Here is a 19,922-nt window from a genome sequence, read left to right on the forward strand (position 1 = left end):
AGATTTGCTACATGAACTTGCAATTTCGAATAAAGCAAAAATCAGAATGGATGTGTGAGATGGCGGGAACGCTGCGTTTTCTGGAAGACAAGTGGGATGAGAAGCTGGCCGCTACGCTGGATGAGCCAGAGTTGCTGCGCTATCGATCGAATCTGCTTGGATCGGATCTGCGTATTACGAATTTTGGCGGTGGGAACACCAGCTCCAAAATCGAGATGATCGATCCGGTCGACGAAACGAAGAAGAACGTGCTGTGGGTCAAAGGCAGCGGTGGGGATCTGGGTTCCATCAAACGCGAAGGCTTTGCAACGCTGTATCAGGATAGGTTGCTGGCGATTGAACGCATCTATCCAGGTGTGGAGCGCGAGGACGAGATGGTTGCGCTGTATGCGCTCTGTACCTTCGGCGCAAATCCGGTAGTAGCTTCAATTGATACACCTCTTCATGGCTTCCTTCCATTTCCTCATGTAGATCACCTTCATCCGGATTGGGGAATTGCGCTGGCGGCTTCTGCAAACGGCAAGACGCGGATGGAGGAGTTCAACGCTGAATTTGGTCACAAGTTAGTGTGGCTCCCGTGGCAGCGTCCGGGATTTGAGCTGGGCATGATGATGAAGCGCATCGTGGCGGAGACACCGGATTGCGACGGCATTGTTCTCGGCGGACATGGGATCTTTACGTGGGGTGATACGCAGCGCGAATGTTATCTGAACACGATTACGGTGATCGACCAGATTGGGCAGTTCATCGAGAAGCATCACATCCGGCGCGGCAAACCGCACTTCGGCGGACCGAGAGATGCGGCTCGTGAGGACAGGAAGAAAATTGCCTCCGGGCTCTTTCCCGTTTTGCGCGGAGCGATGAGCCTCAAACAACGGTTGATTGGCAATTACGTGGACCAGGAAGATGTGCTGACCTTTGTGAACAGTACCCTGGCGCGCGAGCTGGCACATCTCGGTACAAGCTGCCCGGACCATTTCATCCGCACCAAGATTCGTCCCATGTTTGTGCCGTGGGATCCGAAGGGGGATGAAAAGGAACTGCATGAACTGATTGAAGCGGCACTTGAGCAATACAGAAAAGAATACGGTGAATATTACAAAGCTCACGCTCTTCCTGATTCTCCCGCACTGCGCGATGCCAGCCCTGCTGTGGTTCTGATTCCGGGACTTGGAATGTTTACTTTTGGCAAAAACAGGACGGAAGCAAGACTTGTAGGCGAGTTCTATACCAATGCGATTCATGTGATGCAGGGAGCAGGCTCGCTTGCGGGAGAAGTGGCAATCTCTGATTTGCCACAGGCGGGCCCGGCTGCAAGCACTGATCAATTCGGTAAGTGCGAAAATTACATTGCGCTGCCGCCAAGCGAAGCATTTCGGATTGAGTACTGGGCGCTGGAAGAAGCGAAGCTTCGCAGGCAGCCCGCAGAAAAAGAATTGAGCCGTCGCGTGGCGCTGGTGGTTGGGTCAGGAAGCGGGATTGGCCGTGAAGTTGCACTTCTGGCCTCTCAGCACGGAGCTGCCGTGGTGGTAGCGGATCGCGATTTTGCAAGCGCTCAGACGGTGACAGCAGAGTGCCAAAAAATCGCCGGCAAAGAGATGGCGTTAGCAGTTGCGATTGATATTACAAAGCGAGAAACGATTCAGGCAGCTCTGGAAGCGACAGTTCATTCCTTTGGCGGCCTCGATCTCTTGATCAATACCGCAGCGATCTTTCCGTCTGCCACAGATGGTCTGATTACTGATGCGATGTGGGCGTCAACACTGGAGATCAATGTCACGGCGAACTATAAGCTGTGCGATGAGGCCGCAAAGATTTTCAAAGCGCAAGGTATCGGCGGCTCAATCGTGCTGACAAGCTCCGCGAATGCCGTTGTTGCCAAGCACGGCAGTGAAGCGTATGACGTATCAAAGGCCGCGCTGAGCCATCTTGTGCGGGAACTGGCTGTGGGCATGGCTCCAGTGCGCGTGAATGGCATTGCGCCGGCAACAGTGGTTAAGGGATCGACGATGTTTCCACGTGATCGTGTAAAAGCCTCACTCACGAAATATGGAATTGAATTTGCGGACACGGAGAGCGACGACGAACTTCGTAACAAGCTGGCTGCGTATTATGCAAAGCGCACGTTGACGCATATTCCAATTGACCCCAGGGATTGCGCCGAAGCAATCCTCTTCCTGGCCGGCCCCAAAGCGCCGGTGACAACAGGGCACATGATTCCAGTGGACGGTGGGCTGGTGGAGGCCTATCTGCGGTGAGCGGCCGTGGTGCGCCGGAGATTGAGGATCATCGCGCCCTTATTGCCGTGGATCTTGGCGCGGAGAGTTGCCGTGTTTCTTTATTGCGTTGGAAGCAAGGCGTTGGACAGATCGAAGTTGTGCATCGATTCGCAAATGGCCCGGAACAGCGCGTGGATGGCCTGCGATGGAATCTCAACCGCATCGTAGATGGCGTTGATGAAGGTTTGCGGCAATGCGCCGCGATTGCGAAAGAGGGTGTGCGTTCCATCGCTGTGGATGGTTGGGCAGTGGATTATGCCCACCTGTCAGACGACGGCGTGGCGCTTCAAGATCCATTCTGCTATCGCGACCCGCGATGCGAAATGGCGCAGCAGGCGCTGCACAAGAGAATTTCCGCTGAGCGCTTGCGGGAGCTTACCGGCATTCAGATCCAGGCACTCAACACCGTATATCAGCTTTATGCGGACCGGCTTGTCGGTGCAGGACAAACACGATGGCTCAACCTTCCTGAGTATCTTCTCTATCTTTGGGGCGGTGAACCGGTAGCAGAAAGAACCAATGCCACTCACACTGGACTAATTGGATTGAACGGCGGTTGGTGCGAAGAGATTTTTGCGGCAGCAGAGTTGAATATAACGCTCGCACCGCGCATCGTGGAAGCGGGCACAAAGGTTGGCATCTACCGCGGCAAAGTGGCTGAGCTGCACGGCGCACATCTGATCGCGCCATGTTGTCATGACACGGCAAGTGCCGTGGCGGGGATTCCGGCTGTAGAAGATGATTGGGCTTATATCAGCTCTGGAACGTGGTCGCTGATTGGGGCGGTGCTTAATGCGCCCTGCAACAGCGCGAAAGCTTCGGTTGCGAATTTTACAAATCTTGGCGCGGGTGGGGGCCGGGCTCTATTTCATAAAGGAATTGCAGGGATGTGGCTGCTGCGCCAGTGCATGATTGCGTGGGGCACGGATGATGTCGGAAACATGATTCAGAAAGCCGACTCAGCTTCATCATTTAGGTCGGATGAGTGGATCGACGTGGAAGATACAAGCCTGACGCTGCCTGGCGATATGCCGACACGAATTAACGCACAGCGCAAGCGAAGGCATCTGCGACCTGTACATGAAATGCATGGGATGGCGAGATTGATTTTTGATTCGCTTGCCGGCCGCTATGCTTCGGTACTTCGTGCTCTCGAAGATATTACAGGCAAAAAGCTACGGCAGATCTATATGGTTGGAGGTGGATCACAGAATGAATTACTAAACCGTCTCACAGCGGAAGCAACGGGGCTGGAGGTGAAGCGCGGCAGTATGGAGAGTTCCACGGTTGGCAATTTTGCCGTGCAACTGGCCGCAGGAGAAGACGACACCTCCGCGAACAATATTGCAAAATGGGCCGCAAGATTGGCTTGATGACGTGGCCGGAATGCTCTTCCTTGCGCTACAAGCGATGTGATTTCATTTTTCATTAGGGAAATTCAGGTGCCTTTTGTATCCTACGCAACATTCCCGGAGTTACAGCTTTGCCGAAGAAGAAAAATCTGTACCTGATTCCCGTATTGTCCAAGGCGCTCGATATTCTGGAGCTCCTGCAGAACGAAAACCGTCCGTTATCGCTTGAGGCGATTCATCAGCGCACTCGCGTATCGAAGACAACTGTCTTCCGCGTGCTTAAAACGCTGGTGCATCGCGGCTACATTGTGCAGGCGCCGGATCGGACCTATCGCCACGTGGTGCGGCGACGGAAGATGCGCTTTGGCTTTGCCGGCCAGAGTGTAGAAATGCCTTTTTCAAATGATGTGACGCTGAGCCTTTCCGACGCGGCGCGGGCAGTTGGGGTAGAGCTAGTTATTCTGGATAACCACTACGATGGACCCACCGCGGTGCAGAATGCTGAAGCGCTGATTCGCAGCGGCGTAGACCTGATATTTGAATTTAATGTCGCGCATGAGGTAGCTCCGGTCATCGGCGATCGGGTCGCGGCGGCCGGAATTCCTCTTATCGCCATCGACATTCCACATCCCAATGCGATCTTCTTCGGCGTCGACAACTATCGCGCGGGAGTGGACGCGGGTGAATTGCTGAGCGCACACGCTGCGGAGTACTGGAAGAATACGGCGACGTGGATGCTGGGACTAGATTTGCAGGCTGCCGGAACCCTGGTTCAGGGGCGCATTTCAGGCGCATTTGAAGCGGTGCACGCCGCGATTCCATCCCTTGCTCCGGAACAGTGTCTCCGCATGGATGGACGCGGACAGTTTGAAGCCAGCCGGAAAGCCATTGGTGAATTTCTGGACGCGCATCCGAAGGATAGATGCATTTTGATTGCTGCCGCCACCGATACCAGCGCACTGGGAGCAGTGGCAGCAGTCCGCGACAGGCGACGCACACAGCATGTGGCAATTGCTGGACAGGATTGCATTGCAGATACAGTTACCGAGATGTCGCGCGCGGATTCCCCAATGATTGGGACCGTCTCACATGAGCCAGCCACTTATGGCCCGAGCTTGATGCACCTGGCGCTGGAACTGCTCAAGGGGCAGCCTGTATCCCCATACAACTACGTCACGCATAAGGTGGTTTCGCGAGCGTCTGTTGCGCGGTGATGACGACCCCATGAGACTGGAGCCGGATGCAAATCGCACAGCGAGCAGAATTGTTGTCTGAAGGTATGGAAGACTCTTGTTCGTCGCGGTGCGATTGTCCCCGGAAAGCCGGACATCCGCTAACATCTGAAGAGCTGAAAGCGCCAGGTCACTTTACCAAGGTGAGATTCTTTCGCATGCTGCCGGGGTCGAGATTCATTGTGCGGAAAGATCGCGGGAGATCTTTTTCTTCGAATTCAATACCCGATGCTGCGAGTTCCAGGGCCGCCTTCTCAAGAGGAGCTCTTTTCGCCTGCAATTTTCCCGCAGCGTCGTTGCGATCTGCAGGTGAGGCAAACTCTCCGTAGTTGTCGAGGTAAGCGAGTTTGCGATCATACAGATCGATCTCCTGGTGAAGATCTCGCAGAAAGTATTTATCGCGTTGCGGGGCAGGCTTCTTCATGGATTTCCTCCACGGAACCAAAGGGGCGGTCTAAATGACCGCCCCTTTGCATGCGCTGTTTCAAATTTTAGGCGATTCTTACGTTTTCGGCCTGAAAGCCCTTGGGGCCCTTCACGACGGTGAACGTCACGGCCTGGCCTTCTTGCAAGCTCCTGAAGCCATCGCTCTGAATTGCCGAGAAGTGTACAAACACATCTTCGCCGTTGGGGCGGCTCAGAAAGCCGAATCCCTTCGCGTCATTAAACCACTTAACTGTTCCCTGTTCCATTGCACTTGTTCCTTTGAATAGATGTACCGCCGAACTCAATTTGGAGTTGATTGCGAGTAAGGCAGAGTAGCTGAACAAGCAACGAAGACCAGATCGGATTCACGATCTATCTCAGTGTACCACCCCAGGCAACCTTAAAGCGGCGGGAGAATGTTTATTTGACAGCCGGAAGCGCTCTGCATCCGCAGAAGATATGCATAATCAGTAATTTGAGGGATGTTTTGAGCAACTCCGAATCCGGCCATATCACGGGAGAGTTGCCAGAAACGTGGGGCGCTCTCGCGTTGAAGAGCGCCCTATAAGTCGACTTAGAGTGCCAGAGAGGCAGCTCCGATATTTCTGCCGGAAAAGCCGGCCCAGGTGGCATTCCTATGGAATGCCTCACCTGTTAGCGGCTATACCTGCGTCCGCCACCGCCACCGCTCCGGTTTCCGCTATCTTTCTTTTTGGACTTATAGCAGTCCTGGCAATAGACCGGCCGGTCGCCCCGCGGCTCAAAGGGCACAGTGGTCTGCTTGCCGCAGCTGGAACACGTAACCGTCGTACCCTGCGGTTCACTTCGGTAGTATCCGCCACCACCAGCGCTGCCGCCTTGCTGTTCGTTCTTCTTCGCCTGGCGGCACGTCTTACAGCGCTTCGGGGCCGAGTAACCGCGTTCCTGAAAAAACGCCTGATCTTCGCTTGAAAACGTGAACTCCTGCCCGCAATCGGAGCAAGTTAGCTGTGTATCCTGAGTCATAAAAAATCCCTTTGTCCGTACTGGGTCTGTACTGTATTTCATTTCGCAGGATTGCTCGCTAACGAACATAACCTGGTGGGGGTTGACGATGTCCCATCCGGGAATCCAATGGCAATGCCACACAATGTCGCTGAACGGGAATAGTTTTCCGCAGACCAAGCTCTACAGCTCAACGATAGGATCCTGATCTGAGCCTAGGGCAAATACCAGACTAATCGGGCGCGTGCGCCATGGCGATCGCATCTATCGGCTGATTTGCTTACCAGTGCAGCGGCAAGCTCACCTTTTCAGTGACTGGCTAAAGCTAGGCTATCTGGACGTTATCTGCCTGCCAACCCTTAGGTCCTTTTACAACATCGAACTGGACCGCCTGGCCCTCTTTGAGCGTACGGAATCCCTCGCTCTTGATGGCCGTGTGGTGAACGAATACGTCCTCGCCGTTGGCGCGGCTGATGAACCCGAAGCCCTTGGCGTCGTTAAACCATTTCACTGTTCCGTGTTCCATGACCGTTCCTCTGTTACTTGCTGTGTCGCAGAACTCAGGATGGAATCATTTGCGAGTAAAGCCGAAAAGCAGAACAGGCAAAAACGCCAAGTCGGATTCGACGACCAGCCGTAAGCATAGCACCTTTCTTAAGCGAGAGATAACAAATCCTAACTACCAGATACATGGCTCGGCCCGTAGATAACCGCGGCAAATTATGAAAACCGGCTGCCGTAGCGTATGCTGAACGAAGGAGAGATCGGTAATTCCAATACCCTAACGATCCTCGGCCCTCCTCGACATCCGCCGAATCTGCCTGCTACAGAGTGAATTTTGAGATCATGCCGCAGACTGCTGCGGAGGCAGCCTGGCTTTTGTTTCAAACGCTCCATCACCGGGAATTGAGGCAATAATGCGATCGGAACTTGTATATCAGGCCGGACTGAAAATTGAGAATCGCTTTCTGTTGGCCGCAACAGCGATGCGGGCAGCGCGGAAGTTACATGTCAGCTCGACGCGAACAGAAGACACTGTCAATAGAGTATTTAGTGAAGTCGCCAGCGGAACGCGCGTATTTGGAAAGCTGCCGGAGATTACGCCGCCCCCGGCCATCGATGTGCTGCTGATTTCGCCTGCCGCCTAACGGCCATAGATGCACCCCTATCGGGCCGTTGAGCGAAAAAAGCGCTTGAAGCTTAACGATTCCAACCTCCATCGTTTATCGATATCGCGAACGCGGGCTCCGGTCCATTTTGTGAGGAGCCCCATCGCTAGTAAGGCACTCACTTACTACTGACGCTGAGTTAGGTGCATATTTCCGGGTATAAATGGCGAGCGCTCCATCTTCTTAAGAGCAAGCGCTCGCCTGGAGCCGCAAAAGGTTGACGTCGCGCCATGAATTGCGGCCCTCCTGCTTGCTCAACGCGATGCGCAAAATCCCCTGCTTCCTTTGGCACGTCGTAGTTCACCGCGTGGGCAACATCGTCAACATCAACGCCCCGCGTCACGGCGTTGATTGCCATCATCATGGGATGACGTCTCTCCGCAAACCAGACCAATCTACATGAAATGTGGACCACCGCGAATCCCGCCCGCAAGGGGCGACCGTGCGCGATCCGCTCCATTCTTCCTTTGTACATAGACCATAAAGCTGCGCTCGTTTGTTCCTAGAAGATGCTCCAACAGCTCCTGAATCCGAGACAATTTCATTGTTTTTGGGAAGGAGAGATACGATTAGTAAGTTACTGAATTTAATTTGGTTGCCCCCCAGGGAGTCCCATCGTTGAAAATAAATGAGATATATCGCATATTCGAGGCAATATCCTCATTCATATCCTCAAAAGAAGTGGATCTTTTCGGTTCATCGTAAAGCATCGCGGGGCTTGCTCCGCACTCTCCGTGACCTCTCCGAACTGCTTGGGAATGGCCTCCTCGACAGAATGCCAACGGCATCTCGAGGAACTGGACAATTGAGAAAGCCTTTATCGATTCCCCGTTAATTGCCTTGAATTGGGATGTGCAGTAAGAATTGACTATTGGCTTAATCAGATGGGGCTCGATTCATCAATCCTTCAGCTAAGAAAACAACGTCCAACGTATTTTCAATGACTTACGCGGAGAGGCTGGCAGCTATGAGGAACAACTTACAAAACCACAGATGTTCTGGCATCTCGATGCGTATCCTACACGCGTCGCGGCGCAAGCAGACAAGGGGCGGCGAGGTACGGTTATCGAGTCGTTTGGCAGGGTGTGGTTGATGACTATCGAGGACGAGAACTGGAGATCGACTCACGGAGATCGCATTGCAGAAATTGGACCTCTTCCGGTCGTCGCAGGAGAAAACTACTCGGCGCAGTTTATGGAAGCGGACTTCACACCCGAAATGACGGCGCCCGCACACACTCACTCCGGCCCGTAGGCCTGGTTTGCGGTGGGCGGCAGAACATGCCTGGAGACCTCGGATGGTCGCATGCAGATCAGCCAAGTAGGAGGCCCGGCCGTAATCGTTCCCATGGGATTATCGATGCACCTTACCGCTATTGGCACCGAAAAGCGCAGTTCGATCGTGATCATCCTCCATCAATCATCGCGGCCTCCGACCGCAATGATCCATGATTGGACGCCAAAGGGTTTGTGTGAAGACAGCAAGTGAGCTAAACGGGGATTCTCGTTCCCGGAAAGTCGGGTTTTCGGCAAGTTCACTGCTCAATTGGTGCGAACAGGCGTGGCTGTTGAAAAACTCGGTACGAATCGGCTGATTTCATAAAATCCGTATGGCATTGTGAGGTGATCGGCGGCATAGTTCGAGCATGCTCTTGGTGATCATCCTTGTCGGAGGATTTACGCTCATGATGGGTCAGCATACTCGCTCTGAATCGCTGTTCTATTACTTCCGGCTGGAAGATCAGGTTCCGGAGAATCATCTGCTCCGGTTAGTGGATAAGCACATCAACTTCGGTTTCGTGCGCGATCGACTTAAGGACAGCTATAGCGAAACTGGGCGTCCATTCATCGATCCGGAGCTCTTGTTGCGCATTTTACTGACCGGTTATTTGTACGGCGTCAGCAGTGAACGCAAGCTCGTTGAGGAACTGCGCATGCATCTTGCCTGGCGCTGGTTCACAGGTCTCGGTTTCGATCAAGAAATTCCAAATCACTCCACGTTCTCGAAGAATCGGCACGGGCGTTTCCAGGAATCGAAGGTGTTCGAGCAGTTGTTCGAGGAGGTTGTAGCACAATGCCTCTCAGTCGGACTGGTGCGCCGAGATCAACTATCGGTCGATGGGACCTTCGTTGAGGCAAATGCTTCCAGGGAGAGCCGTATTCCGCGAGAGCAGTTGGCCGAAGCTGCGCAGGTCAACCGAACGGTGCGCGAGTACCTGGCTGAGTTGGAGATCCTGAATCCAGTCGAGGAGCCGACGCATAACCAGGACAAGGTGTCCACCACTGATCCAGACTCTACCTATGCGACCAAAGGCGACACACCGGCTCGTATGGGGTATTACAACAATTATCTGATTGATAACGACAGCTGTATCGTGGTGGGCGTGCAAGCGACAGGCGCTCGCTTGAGTGAGGAGTCCCGAGCCGCAGAGGACATGATCGCTCGCTTCACTCAATGGCAAGGAAGAAAGCCGCAGTCCATCGCTGCCGATGCAAGCTATGGCAATGGTCAATTTTTGCAGTGGCTGATGGACCGGGAGATCAAGCCATACATGCCCACCAGGGATGCTGTCGGGCGAACGAGAAGTCTCTTGTATGGTCCGGAGTCCTTCACGTACCTGCCGGATAGCAACAGCTACATCTGCCCTGCAGGCAAGCTGCTGAACTACGGTGGACGCAACGAGAGGAATCGCACCTTCGGCTACATCGGAACCCGTAAGAAGTGCGGCCCATGCGAACAGAGATCCCAGTGCACGACTGGACCGTTCCGGTATCTTGCAATCCACATGAACGAAACAGCTCGACAGCGAGCGCGAGATCTACGAACTACACCGGAGTTCGCGCAGGCACAGCGACAGCGAAAGAAGGTTGAGGCGCTCTTCGCAGAACTGAAGAGCCACAGTAACATCGGCCTCCATCGGCTCCGGCTCCGCAGGTTGAAGTTCATACGAGAGCAGTTCTTCCTGGCGGCCACTGCCCAGAACATCAAGCGGCTCGTCCGATTCCTCAACCGACCAACGATGTCACCGGTTCCCGCCACTTCATAGGGTAAGGGCCATCCCGACTAAATCAACTGCAGAGTTCAACCCTGAAATCGAAAACAGCACCGACTTTTTCAAGATCCACAGGCCGATGCACTCATCGGCAGACTCAGGCCACTCTTCGCGCGGCTCTGAAGCGAAGCTCTTCGGATGCGGGCAACTATTCGAGCATTTGTGTCCAATTAGGTAGGCGCAGATTCACATTCGGAAGAAAGGGGCGATGCATCCTGGCTTCCTCTGCCTACGGGACCTGAGGTATCGAAACTGGCCGAAATCTACGCAGTTCGCCTGCACGATTTCTACTCAGCACAGCTTTCGCCTTACAGATCAATCTTTCTCGTGCAGAGAACGGATTAACCGGCAGAGGTGGTGCAACTAGACGAGCTGCTTTCCGAATTATATTTTGAAGGATGCATAAGCGAGCTCACAGGATGCCGAAATTTCATTCCTGCCCATTTCTACATTGCTACGTTGATGTTCCCCACTCTTGAAGAGCTGCTCATCTGTTCTGGACTCTCTTGCCAAAGTTTCTGGAGGAGCGCTGTCGCACTTGGTCTGCGATCGATCCGGAGCGCTGCCGTTGATAAGGTGGAGGGCGGCGACGAAGCTTGAATTTCGGGACCGGCAGAAGCGAAAGAGGAAGAATTCTCGTTATGAAAGGTTGAGGACTTGGCGTAGGTCAGCTAGCGCGGGAACTACTGCGGTGGTTCGCTCGAGTAGAAATGAAAAGCAACTTCCCTCGCCAAGGTTGCTCTCCACAGCCAGTTCAGTACCGTGCCGGTCGGCGATCCATTTTCCTAACGCAAGGCCTAATCCGGAACCGCGCGAAATCTGTACATCTGTTTGCGCGCCGCGATAGAAGCGGTCAAAAATTTTAGGGATGTCGCCGACTGAGATGCCAATCCCAGTGTCATGGACAGAGAGAACCACTTTTTCACCAAGAACAGCTGCCTTCAGCACCACTAATCCGCCAGGCGGTGTAAATTTAGCGGCATTCTCTAGAAGAATCGACAAAAGCCGGGCAATACTCGCCGGATCTCCCAGCACGAAGAAGTTGTCGGCATGAATTTCAATACGAAACCTGATCTGCGCAAGTTGCATGGCTTGCTTCCATGTTTGTTCAATCCTCTCAAAAAAAGCATTTAATTCGATTGGCACGAGGGACAATGTCTCCGTTCCTCCGTCGGCGCGCGCCAAAGACAACAGGTTCTCAACCAGGTTAGTCATCCGGATGGTCTCTTGATGCAAATGCGACAGCGTTGCGCGATATTCTTCTCCTTCGCGGGGGCGAAAGAGGGCGACTTCAATTTCTGTGCGCAAAAGACTGATCGGAGTACGCAACTCATGGGAAGCATTCCCGGTAAAAGCGCGTACACTTGCGAATGCTTTGTCTATTCGCTCAAGCATCTGGTTGAGCGTCCCGGAAAGATCGGATATTTCATCCCTGGCATCTGGTACTAACAGGCGCGTATCGAGATTCCGGTCATTGATTCGGCGAGCCTCCTCAGCAAGCATCGCCACCGGCTTCAGCGCCTTCCTGCTCATCCAATAACCACCCAGCGCAGCCAGTAAAACAACTGCCGGAGTGAGCATTAACAGGTCGACGCCAAAGCTTGTTAACAGAGCTATCGACTTGTTGAGCGCGATACCCGTCTGCACCGAATACTTTCTCCCTCGCACGAAAATTGGATAGGCAAGAATGCGGACATATCGCGTGCCCTGATGAAACTCCGACGTGCTTCCCTGGACGGGAAGGTGACTCGGCATAGGCAGCGGTGGATTCTCAGCAATCATGCGCTTGGACCGGAAGAGCCAATTACCATCCTGATCGATGACTTGCAGCCATTTGCCGTCGTCTTTGATGGAGTAAATGGCGGCGAAGTCATTTCTGAGCTCATCGAGGGAGCGGGATGGGTCTTCATGTGCAAGCAGCAACTCGATGTCTTCAGCGCGCTCCTTGAGGTCGTTGTACTCAGTGATATCTACGCTGCGACGGAGCATCCACCAACTGGCGAGGCTTAACAGGCACGCGGCCGTGGCAAAAAGGGTGAAGTACCAGAGCGAGAGGCGCAGGCGAATAGGGAGTGATTTCATGGGTGGATGACTTTCCCAATCTCAGATGCTGGCTGGAGGTGAGCACAATCGAGGATGTAGCCGGAGCGACGAACGGTGTGGATAAGCTTATGCGAATCGGGGGCGTCAACTTTGCCGCGCAGAGAGTTTACAAGCACATCGAGTGCTCCGGGGCCGACTTCGGGGTCTGTGCCCCAGATATCCCTCATGAGATTTTGTCTGGAGACACAACGGCCAACACTGCGAATGAGTGAGACTAGGAGCTTGAATTCCAGCGGGGAGAGATCGATATGGCGAGCCCCGCGCGTGGCAGTTCGGCGGTAGGGATCTACCGCGAGATCCCCTGCGTGGATTTTTCTGTTAAGGTCCTGGCTTATGGATGAAATTGCGTTTGGATTTGTATTGGACCCCGTTTGACGTGTGATGGATTGAAGACGGGCCATGAGCTCCGAGAATGAGAATGGCTTGGTAAGATAATCGTCCGCGCCGAGGTCTAGGCCGCGGATGATATCGTCTTCCGCGTCGCGGGCGGTAAGCATGAGAACGCGCGCGGTGCAGGCACGTTGTCGGAGTATGCGCATGACCTCATACCCATCTTGATGGGGCAGACCGATGTCAAGCAGGATGGCGTCGAATTTCACTGCAGCAGCGGTTTCGAGGCCTGTGTCGCCATCGGTGGCGGTCATGACGGTGCAATCGTGCTCGTAGAGTCCTTTGCGTAATAGCTCCAACATGCGGGGTTCGTCTTCGATGACCAATATACGCATACGCTTTTCGGATCTTCCTGCATCTCAGGAACGCTGCAAAATTCATCTGGCACGGTTGAAATAATTTCAACACATCAGGAAGAGGAATTCGAGTGCATGGTAGGCAACCTTAGAGCTTTTCATTCAATGATTCACGCAGTATTCACAATTCCCTCTCCGCGGTTTTTCGCCGTCGCAACCTTAGAACTAATTCATTGATCCGTAAACATCACTTTATAGCTACCGCACATGCTAACGCTCAGTAATCACCAGAACAGAGGCAAGTGTTGTCCTTTGTCACAATTAACCCTCTGCAGTTCCAAGGAGCGTTTATGCCAGCTAGAACACGCGTACCACTGATTCTTTTCGTTTTACTATTTGCCACCTTCGTCGCCGGAGCAACGGAGGTGGATAAAAGGCCCGTTGGCAGCAACGGCAGCGTAAGTGGCACTGTCAAGGACTCAGCTGGAGCTGTTCTGCAGGGCGCACAGGTTGTGTTAAAGCCGACGGGCTTGACCGTGGCATCCGATGCGCAAGGAAGCTTCCTGATCCGCGACGTCAAACCAGGAACCTACACCGTAACCATCTCGTATATAGGCTTTGCCACTTCGATCACAACCGTTACGGTGACCGCTAGCCAGATGGCGTCGCTCGATATAACGCTGACTGTCAACTCGGCCAACCAACAGATTGAGGTAACCGCTACCCTTGAAGGCGATGCCGCAGCTGTCAACGAGCAGCGCACGTCGGAAAACATTCTGAATGTGCAGACAGACACACAGATTCAGAGCCTACCCAATGCAAACATCGCGGATGCGGTAGGACGCATGCCCGGCGTAACGCTGCAGCGCAATGAGGGCGAGGGTCAGTATGTGCAGATTCGTGGCACCGAACCTCGGCTGAGCAATACCACCATAGATGGCGTGATTGTGCCCGGCCCCGATCCAGAAGTGAGGCAGGTAGATCTCGATACCATTCCGGCGGACCTCGTGGGTTCGGTTGCGATCAACAAGACACTTTCGGCCAATCAGGATGGCGATGCCATCGGAGGCTCGGTTGACCTGCGCATCAAGCAGGCGACGTCGGACCGGCCAACACTCATGGTCGAGGGCACGGAAGGCTACACGCCCATCGCAAATGGCCGCAAGGCCTTTCAGATCGACTCATCGGCAGGCTTTCGCTTCGGCCAGAAAACCGCGCAGGGTAAGCGTTTCGGACTGATGCTTGGCTACAGCTATGACTACAACGGCCGCGCCATCGACGATGTGGAGCCTGTGCCCAACTTTGACGGACCAAACAACGCTTTCACTTTTGATCAGCTTTATATTCAGCAATATCTATACGACCGCACCCGCTACGGAATGGCAGGTAGTCTGGACTATAAGCTCAATGAAAACTCCGACCTATATATGCATGGCTTGTTCTCAAACTTCCGGGATTTCGGACAGAAGTATGCTTATCAGTTGACAGAAAACTCCGATCCTGTCGGGCAGAAACCAAATGGCAAAACCACGTTTCACACCAGTATTCGCCGGCCGAACCTGCAGATTGCCGATCTTGCCATTGGAGGCAATCAACTCTTCAGTCATTCCTATCTCAGGTACCAGATAGCCGCGGCGCACTCGCGTTTTGGCGGAGCTGCGGGCAATCCGGGCGCGGCATTCAAGACCGGTGTTGGCAAGGATTGCTCGTATGTGCCGGGCCCCAGCCAGTACCGGCCTCAGTACGACTGTGATGTAGCAGGAAATCCAATCTTTGACCCAACCCAATATGGCCTGGACACAATCGATTTGACGTTCGGGCAGGCCACGCAGCTCAACTTGCAGGCAAGCGCGGCCGTAGGAATCAACTACCACCTCGGCAGCCACTTCTCCACCTTCGAGTTCGGCGGCCAGTTCCGCAACGAGCACAAGGGCCAGGATGCGTATTCCCCCGAGTACGACTCCAACAATGGCACAGCGATGAGCCAGTATCTGAGCACGTTCACCAACAATCACTTCTATGGCGGAAGCTATCATCTGGGGCCCGTTACGGAGTTCTCAAAGATTACCGGCGATCTGGCGCAGAACCCAGCCAATTTCACGCTGGATGAAGGAACAACGCACCTCCAGTCCGACGCCGCTAACTACAACCTTCAGGAGCGCGTTTCCGCCGGTTACATCATGAACACGATTCAGCTCGGACGCTTTCATCTGCAGACAGGGCTACGCATAGAGGCCACAAACACATCGAATACCGGCTATCTCGTTGTGAACGACGCAAACGGGAACTACATTTCCACCACGCCGCAATACGGCAGTGGCTCTTACATCAATCCACTGCCCAGCGTGCAGCTCCGCTACACCATCGACAGGGACTCCGACATTCGTGCCGTCTACGGACGCGGGATCTCGCGGCCCGATCCATACCAGCTCGTTCCTTACATCACGGAAGATCAGTCCACCACGCCCTATACGATCAACATCGGCAATACCGCGCTGGTCGCCGAGCATGCCAACGACTACGACGTCCTTTATGAGCGGTATCTGCCCTCCATCGGAATGATTCAGGCAGGCTACTTTTATAAGCAGATCACGAAGCCTATCTATGGCCAGCAATCGATCATTCCTGCCACTGGCTCACCTCTCTCGCAGGCCTACGCCGGCGACCTCGTCTTCCAGGAAGTCAACGGCGACCACGCCTATGTGCAAGGAGTCGAGCTCGCATACCAGCAGCATCTGAACTATCTTCCCGGTGTGCTCGGCGGAGCGCGCATCAACGCCAACTTCACATACACCGGCTCACGAAACTACAACCTCACCGGACGCACCGATAATCCCGCTCTTGTTGGACAGGCGCCGTTCTCGTGGAACATCGGTCCCTCGTATGCAACGAAACGAGCATTGGTGAGTATGGGTATGTCCTACAACAGCGCCAATATCTACGCATATCAATACCAGAACTCTGGACCAGGCGCGGTGGATTATGGCGTCAAGGGGCCGGCCGGCGATAACTACTTCTACCCGCATATGCAGGTGGATTCGAAGATTACTTACTACATTGGTAAGGGATTCACCGTGATGGCCATTGGCGAGAACATGAACAACGCGGCCTTCGGCTTCTACAATGGCAGCCCGCAATACATGGTGCAGCGCGAGTACTATAAGCCAACCTATTCAGGCGGAGTGCGCTGGACGCCACACCACGAATAGTACAGAGACAGGTGCGTGGAGGCAATTTTTAGCGCACCTGTTCTGCGGCCTCTGAAGATCCTGAAAGTAAACCATCAACTGCAGAACCAATCCCTGATGGGCAGCCGTGCATACTTGAGTGCGAAAGCCCCGGAGCTCCTATGAAAAAATTCGCACTTGCTCTTACCCTCGCCACTTTGAGTAACTGGCCTGCAAACGCACAACAGCCGCTGACGTTGCAGCGAACAATCACCCTACCTGGCGTAACGGGAAAGTTTGATCACTTCGCCCTCGACCTTAAGGGCAAGCGTCTCTTCGCTGCGGCAACTGGCAAACACTCTGTCGAAGTAATCGATCTGACTTCGGGAAAAGTGCAGCAAAGCATCATAGGACTGGGAAAGCCACATGGCCTCGCGTGGGTCGCTTCCACAAACAGCCTGTATATATCGGATGGAGCGCTGGCCCAGCTTTTCGTTTATAAGAGCCAACCCGGCGGGCAGTTCGAACTCGCCGGCAAGCTGAAACTTTCCGACGACGCCGACGACATGGTATACAACGAAGCCACTCATCTGCTCTTCGTTGGAACCGGAGGCAGTGACAGCGCCAACCCCGCGCAGATTGCCGTTGTGAACACAGCCGGCTTCACCTTGGCTGCAAGCATTCCTGTTGCCACGCATCCTGAGGCGCTCGAGATCGACCCTCAAGGGCAGCGCGTCTTTGCCAACATCGCGGCCTCCAGTGAAGTCGCAGTAATCGATGGTGCGGGCAAAGCGATCAGCAACCACTGGAAGCTGACCGGCGCATCGGACAACGTGCCTCTCGCCTTTGATGCCGAGCACCATGCAATCTATGTAGCCTGCCGCCAGCCAGCTGTCCTCCTTGCCATCGACGCCGATTCAGGAAAAGAAACCTCCAGAGTTGCCACAGTGGGCAGCGCAGACGATCTCTTTTACGATGCGGCGTTGCGACGCGTCTATGTCATCGGTGGCGCGGGCGAGGTACACGCATATCGGGTTGATGCGCTTAAAAAACTTCAGCTCCTGGGGGTTGTCCGCACCGCACCCGGCGCCAAGACCGCGCTCTTTGCGCCATCGCAATCCCTGCTCTATGTCGGTGTGCCCAGCATCGACAGTCACGATGCGGAGATTCGGGTCTATTCCATCGCATCCGCACGAGGCAACCAGTGAAATCGTGCCTCCTAAATCGCTTCCTCATTGCGGCTCTCGTACTTGCGGCCGCATCTGCACTTCGCGGGCAGAGCCCGACGAGTGCTCAAGCTAACCCTACCGACGAATTGAAGTTTGTCGTTATCATCTCCCGTCATGGCGTGCGTTCTCCAACCGGCAAAGCTGACCAATTGAATCAATTTTCCGCGCAACCTTGGCCGGTCTGGACGGTCCCGCCAGGTTATCTCACGGAACGCGGCACGAAACTCATGGCCATCTTTGGTGCTTATGATCGAGAATTGCTTGCGAAGCAGGGCTTGCTTTCGCACGATGGATGCGTGGATGCGGAACGCATCACGATCCTGACGGACTCAGATCAACGCACCCGAGAGACCGGCAAAGCGATAGCTGCGGGCCTGATGCCGGGTTGTAATTTGATAATTCATGCGCTCGCTGAAGGCACACCGGATCCCCTATTTCATCCGCTTACGGCGGGAGATGTTCATCCTGACAGACAACTTGCCACCGCGGCATTGGCTGGGCGCATCGGGGACAACCCATCTGGATTAGTAGAAGCGTATCGACTACAACTGCAACAGCTCGAAGAAGTGCTAGCGGGCATCGATGCTCCGAAGATGTCGTTATTTAATATCCCTTCTTCTGTCGCTCCCGGAAAGGCTGATCACCTGGTGGATCTGCGCAGCCCATTGGGCACAGCCGCGACGATGGTAGAGAATCTCTTGTTGGAGTATGCTGACGGGATGCCCCAAGTAGGATGGGGCCGAGTCGATGAAAACAAGTTGCGAGCGTTGATGCAACTCCACACGGCAAGCGCAGACTTAGAGCGTTGGACCCCCTACATTGCCCGCGCTCAGTCAGCACCAATCCTCGGGGCAATTCTCGGGTCGATGCAGCAGACGGTTAGCCAAACAGCAACAGCAGACGCACTTGGCAGAAAATCCGATCGTTTGCTTATTCTAGTAGGACACGACACCAACCTCACCAACATCAGCGGAGCATTTGGTCTGTCTTGGCTCATCGATGGAAGACGCGATGACACTCCGCCCGGTGGCGCTCTGGTGTTTGAACTTTGGCAAAATGGAGGTACTTCGAAATTCTCAGTGCGGCTTTTCTACACCGCCCAGACACTTGATCAGATGCGAAATATCACGCCATTGACCTTGGAAAACCCGCCCGAAAGAGTCCCGGTATTTGTCCCCGGTTGTAGTAGGGCGGACGGATCATGCGACTGGAGTGCCTTCCAGTCATTGGTCCACGCAACAATTTCGACAGATCGCACGCCTACGCATCATTGATCCTGGAGATAAAGGAGGTGGTGTTCACAGATATGTGACGATCTTTACGGATCGTCAGTGAAACGGGTGTGGGAAGCCGTGCTGAAAACCGTGGGCTTTTACGCTATCACGAATCTGCTGGTACTTGCGTGCACTGCCATTGTGATGTTGTGGCTCTTAAACAGGGGCCTTGCACCTCTGCGCTCACTTGCTTCTTCCGCATCTAAGGTTTCCGTCACCTCATGGATCTTTTTGCCACCCAAAGATGCGCGAGCAACTCGGGAACTTGCACCGCTTGTGGGGGCGATGGAACGAGTTCTGGAAGGTCTGAAACGATCCTTCGAGCAGCAAAGGCGATTTTTAGGAGACCCAACTCATGAGTTGAAGACAGGCGTGGCGATGGTCAAATCTTCGCTGCAGTTGCTGGGAATGAAGCAGCGCAGTGCAGAAGAGTGGCAGATATGCCTAGAAATTCGCGGTTTTCCCAGTATTTTTGAATGCCTGAGGGGCCGTTGTTAGCCATCAACGCCAATGAAATCATTTAGTTACAATTACTTAGCATGATTGCCACGGCAGAGGTTGACGTTGATTGAGTAGAAACCTAATCGCATACGCCCTTTCATTCATCGATCACAGCGGAACCTCCAGCTTCCAATGCGGCACACAACCGGCACACAGGGTGCTTTGGAGATCAGGTCTTAGTCGGGGCCTGCGAAGGGTGTCATTGATCGTCGCGTGTCAAAACCGCGATCTCATGCGTGCTCGGGACTGCAATGGTGAGAAGGCAACTCCCGCCAAGACCCTGCGCCTGATGAGTGACTCGCCGAATTCTACCGGCGGAGAGGGACAAACCATGGTCGCGATCGGGTGTAACTACTCCCCAACTGCGAATTCCGTTAGCTGGCGTTCGGCGGACCAGGGAGCGATAATCGTCCAGGCCCATAACGACCGTCCAATCGCAGCCGTTAGCTCGTGCAGCGCAGCAGGAAA

At 54.1% G+C, this 19,922-nt stretch carries 17 protein-coding genes; 10 read left to right on the forward strand and 7 right to left on the reverse strand.

From position 1 onward, the window contains the following. Positions 1 to 59 precede the first annotated feature (59 nt). The 3 genes from VO84_RS05820 to VO84_RS05830 all read left to right on the forward strand — a co-directional run bounded on the left by VO84_RS05820 (position 60) and on the right by VO84_RS05830 (position 4,845). The gene (locus tag VO84_RS05820) at positions 60 to 2,258 is read left to right on the forward strand and encodes a bifunctional rhamnulose-1-phosphate aldolase/short-chain dehydrogenase (protein WP_058186350.1); all 2,199 of its coding nucleotides are present in this window, start codon (positions 60 to 62) and stop codon (positions 2,256 to 2,258) included. Further along, positions 2,255 to 3,652, forward strand: a complete 1,398-nt coding sequence (locus VO84_RS05825; RefSeq protein ID WP_058186352.1) for a rhamnulokinase — start codon at positions 2,255 to 2,257, stop codon at positions 3,650 to 3,652. The genes VO84_RS05820 and VO84_RS05825 overlap by 4 nt, the downstream gene beginning before the upstream one ends. Positions 3,653 to 3,762: 110 nt before the next feature. After that, positions 3,763 to 4,845 (forward strand): substrate-binding domain-containing protein, encoded by a 1,083-nt coding sequence (locus tag VO84_RS05830; protein ID WP_058186354.1) that lies wholly within the window; start codon positions 3,763 to 3,765, stop codon positions 4,843 to 4,845. A gap of 148 nt (positions 4,846 to 4,993) precedes the next feature. Here the strand turns inward: VO84_RS05830 and VO84_RS05835 are convergent, their stop codons facing one another. The 4 genes from VO84_RS05835 to VO84_RS05850 form a co-directional block, all read right to left on the reverse strand. Next, positions 4,994 to 5,287, reverse strand: a complete 294-nt coding sequence (locus tag VO84_RS05835; RefSeq protein WP_058186356.1) for a hypothetical protein — start codon at positions 5,285 to 5,287, stop codon at positions 4,994 to 4,996. A 67-nt stretch (positions 5,288 to 5,354) separates the two neighbouring features. Beyond that, positions 5,355 to 5,555, reverse strand: a complete 201-nt coding sequence (locus VO84_RS05840) for a cold-shock protein (RefSeq protein ID WP_058186358.1) — start codon at positions 5,553 to 5,555, stop codon at positions 5,355 to 5,357. 388 nt (positions 5,556 to 5,943) lie between these two features. Next, on the reverse strand, positions 5,944 to 6,294 hold the full coding sequence (locus tag VO84_RS22035) for a CxxC-x17-CxxC domain-containing protein (protein ID WP_082661751.1): 351 nt from the start codon (positions 6,292 to 6,294) through the stop codon (positions 5,944 to 5,946). A gap of 304 nt (positions 6,295 to 6,598) precedes the next feature. Next, complete coding sequence (locus VO84_RS05850; protein ID WP_058186362.1) at positions 6,599 to 6,799, reverse strand: cold-shock protein; 201 nt, start codon at positions 6,797 to 6,799, stop codon at positions 6,599 to 6,601. A 391-nt stretch (positions 6,800 to 7,190) separates the two neighbouring features. Between VO84_RS05850 and VO84_RS05855 the strand changes: the two genes are divergently transcribed. Next, complete coding sequence (locus tag VO84_RS05855) at positions 7,191 to 7,421, forward strand: hypothetical protein (protein ID WP_058186364.1); 231 nt, start codon at positions 7,191 to 7,193, stop codon at positions 7,419 to 7,421. Positions 7,422 to 7,581: 160 nt separating this feature from the next. Here VO84_RS05855 and VO84_RS05860 read toward each other — a convergent pair whose 3' ends face one another. After that, complete coding sequence (locus VO84_RS05860; RefSeq protein WP_082661752.1) at positions 7,582 to 7,917, reverse strand: helicase-related protein; 336 nt, start codon at positions 7,915 to 7,917, stop codon at positions 7,582 to 7,584. 518 nt (positions 7,918 to 8,435) lie between these two features. On the opposite strand from VO84_RS05860, the gene VO84_RS05865 reads away from it, so the two are divergent. Together VO84_RS05865 and VO84_RS05875 are read left to right on the forward strand one after the other, a co-directional pair. After that, complete coding sequence (locus tag VO84_RS05865; protein ID WP_058186368.1) at positions 8,436 to 8,696, forward strand: hypothetical protein; 261 nt, start codon at positions 8,436 to 8,438, stop codon at positions 8,694 to 8,696. A gap of 391 nt (positions 8,697 to 9,087) precedes the next feature. Then, positions 9,088 to 10,488, forward strand: coding sequence for a transposase (locus VO84_RS05875; RefSeq protein WP_058186373.1), 1,401 nt, complete (start codon positions 9,088 to 9,090; stop codon positions 10,486 to 10,488). Between the two features lie 645 nt (positions 10,489 to 11,133). Here VO84_RS05875 and VO84_RS05880 read toward each other — a convergent pair. Together VO84_RS05880 and VO84_RS05885 are read right to left on the reverse strand one after the other, a co-directional pair. Further along, positions 11,134 to 12,576 (reverse strand): sensor histidine kinase, encoded by a 1,443-nt coding sequence (locus VO84_RS05880; protein ID WP_058186375.1) that lies wholly within the window; start codon positions 12,574 to 12,576, stop codon positions 11,134 to 11,136. Further along, complete coding sequence (locus VO84_RS05885) at positions 12,573 to 13,322, reverse strand: response regulator transcription factor (RefSeq protein ID WP_058186377.1); 750 nt, start codon at positions 13,320 to 13,322, stop codon at positions 12,573 to 12,575. Before VO84_RS05885 ends, VO84_RS05880 begins: the two co-directional genes overlap by 4 nt. 311 nt (positions 13,323 to 13,633) lie before the next feature. Between VO84_RS05885 and VO84_RS05890 the strand changes: the two genes are divergently transcribed. From VO84_RS05890 to VO84_RS05905, 4 genes are all read left to right on the forward strand, one after another. Continuing rightward, positions 13,634 to 16,492: a TonB-dependent receptor gene (locus VO84_RS05890; RefSeq protein ID WP_082661753.1), complete on the forward strand. Its 2,859-nt coding sequence runs from the start codon at positions 13,634 to 13,636 to the stop codon at positions 16,490 to 16,492. 140 nt (positions 16,493 to 16,632) lie between these two features. Continuing rightward, the gene (locus VO84_RS05895) at positions 16,633 to 17,658 is read left to right on the forward strand and encodes a YncE family protein (protein ID WP_058186380.1); all 1,026 of its coding nucleotides are present in this window, start codon (positions 16,633 to 16,635) and stop codon (positions 17,656 to 17,658) included. A gap of 107 nt (positions 17,659 to 17,765) precedes the next feature. Next, positions 17,766 to 18,953, forward strand: a complete 1,188-nt coding sequence (locus VO84_RS05900; RefSeq protein ID WP_157439743.1) for a histidine-type phosphatase — start codon at positions 17,766 to 17,768, stop codon at positions 18,951 to 18,953. 57 nt (positions 18,954 to 19,010) lie between these two features. Further along, positions 19,011 to 19,451 carry a sensor histidine kinase family protein gene (locus tag VO84_RS05905; RefSeq protein WP_157439744.1) on the forward strand — a complete coding sequence of 147 codons (441 nt, stop codon included), beginning with the start codon at positions 19,011 to 19,013 and terminating at the stop codon, positions 19,449 to 19,451. Positions 19,452 to 19,922: the final 471 nt, after the last annotated feature.

The organism is Occallatibacter gabretensis, from assembly GCF_001449115.1.
GTDB lineage: Bacteria > Acidobacteriota > Terriglobia > Terriglobales > Acidobacteriaceae > Telmatobacter > Telmatobacter gabretensis.

Coding starts and splice junctions, on each gene's coding strand:
- VO84_RS05865 (WP_058186368.1), top strand. CDS start 8,436: ATGTTCTGGCATCTCGATGCGTATCCTACACGCGTCGCGGCGCAAGCA.
- VO84_RS05850 (WP_058186362.1), bottom strand. CDS start 6,799: ATGGAACACGGAACAGTGAAATGGTTTAACGACGCCAAGGGCTTCGGG.
- VO84_RS05895 (WP_058186380.1), top strand. CDS start 16,633: ATGAAAAAATTCGCACTTGCTCTTACCCTCGCCACTTTGAGTAACTGG.
- VO84_RS05840 (WP_058186358.1), bottom strand. CDS start 5,555: ATGGAACAGGGAACAGTTAAGTGGTTTAATGACGCGAAGGGATTCGGC.
- VO84_RS05860 (WP_082661752.1), bottom strand. CDS start 7,917: ATGTACAAAGGAAGAATGGAGCGGATCGCGCACGGTCGCCCCTTGCGG.
- VO84_RS05820 (WP_058186350.1), top strand. CDS start 60: ATGGCGGGAACGCTGCGTTTTCTGGAAGACAAGTGGGATGAGAAGCTG.
- VO84_RS05890 (WP_082661753.1), top strand. CDS start 13,634: ATGCCAGCTAGAACACGCGTACCACTGATTCTTTTCGTTTTACTATTT.
- VO84_RS05880 (WP_058186375.1), bottom strand. CDS start 12,576: ATGAAATCACTCCCTATTCGCCTGCGCCTCTCGCTCTGGTACTTCACC.
- VO84_RS05835 (WP_058186356.1), bottom strand. CDS start 5,287: ATGAAGAAGCCTGCCCCGCAACGCGATAAATACTTTCTGCGAGATCTT.
- VO84_RS05875 (WP_058186373.1), top strand. CDS start 9,088: ATGCTCTTGGTGATCATCCTTGTCGGAGGATTTACGCTCATGATGGGT.
- VO84_RS05885 (WP_058186377.1), bottom strand. CDS start 13,322: ATGCGTATATTGGTCATCGAAGACGAACCCCGCATGTTGGAGCTATTA.
- VO84_RS05855 (WP_058186364.1), top strand. CDS start 7,191: ATGCGATCGGAACTTGTATATCAGGCCGGACTGAAAATTGAGAATCGC.
- VO84_RS22035 (WP_082661751.1), bottom strand. CDS start 6,294: ATGACTCAGGATACACAGCTAACTTGCTCCGATTGCGGGCAGGAGTTC.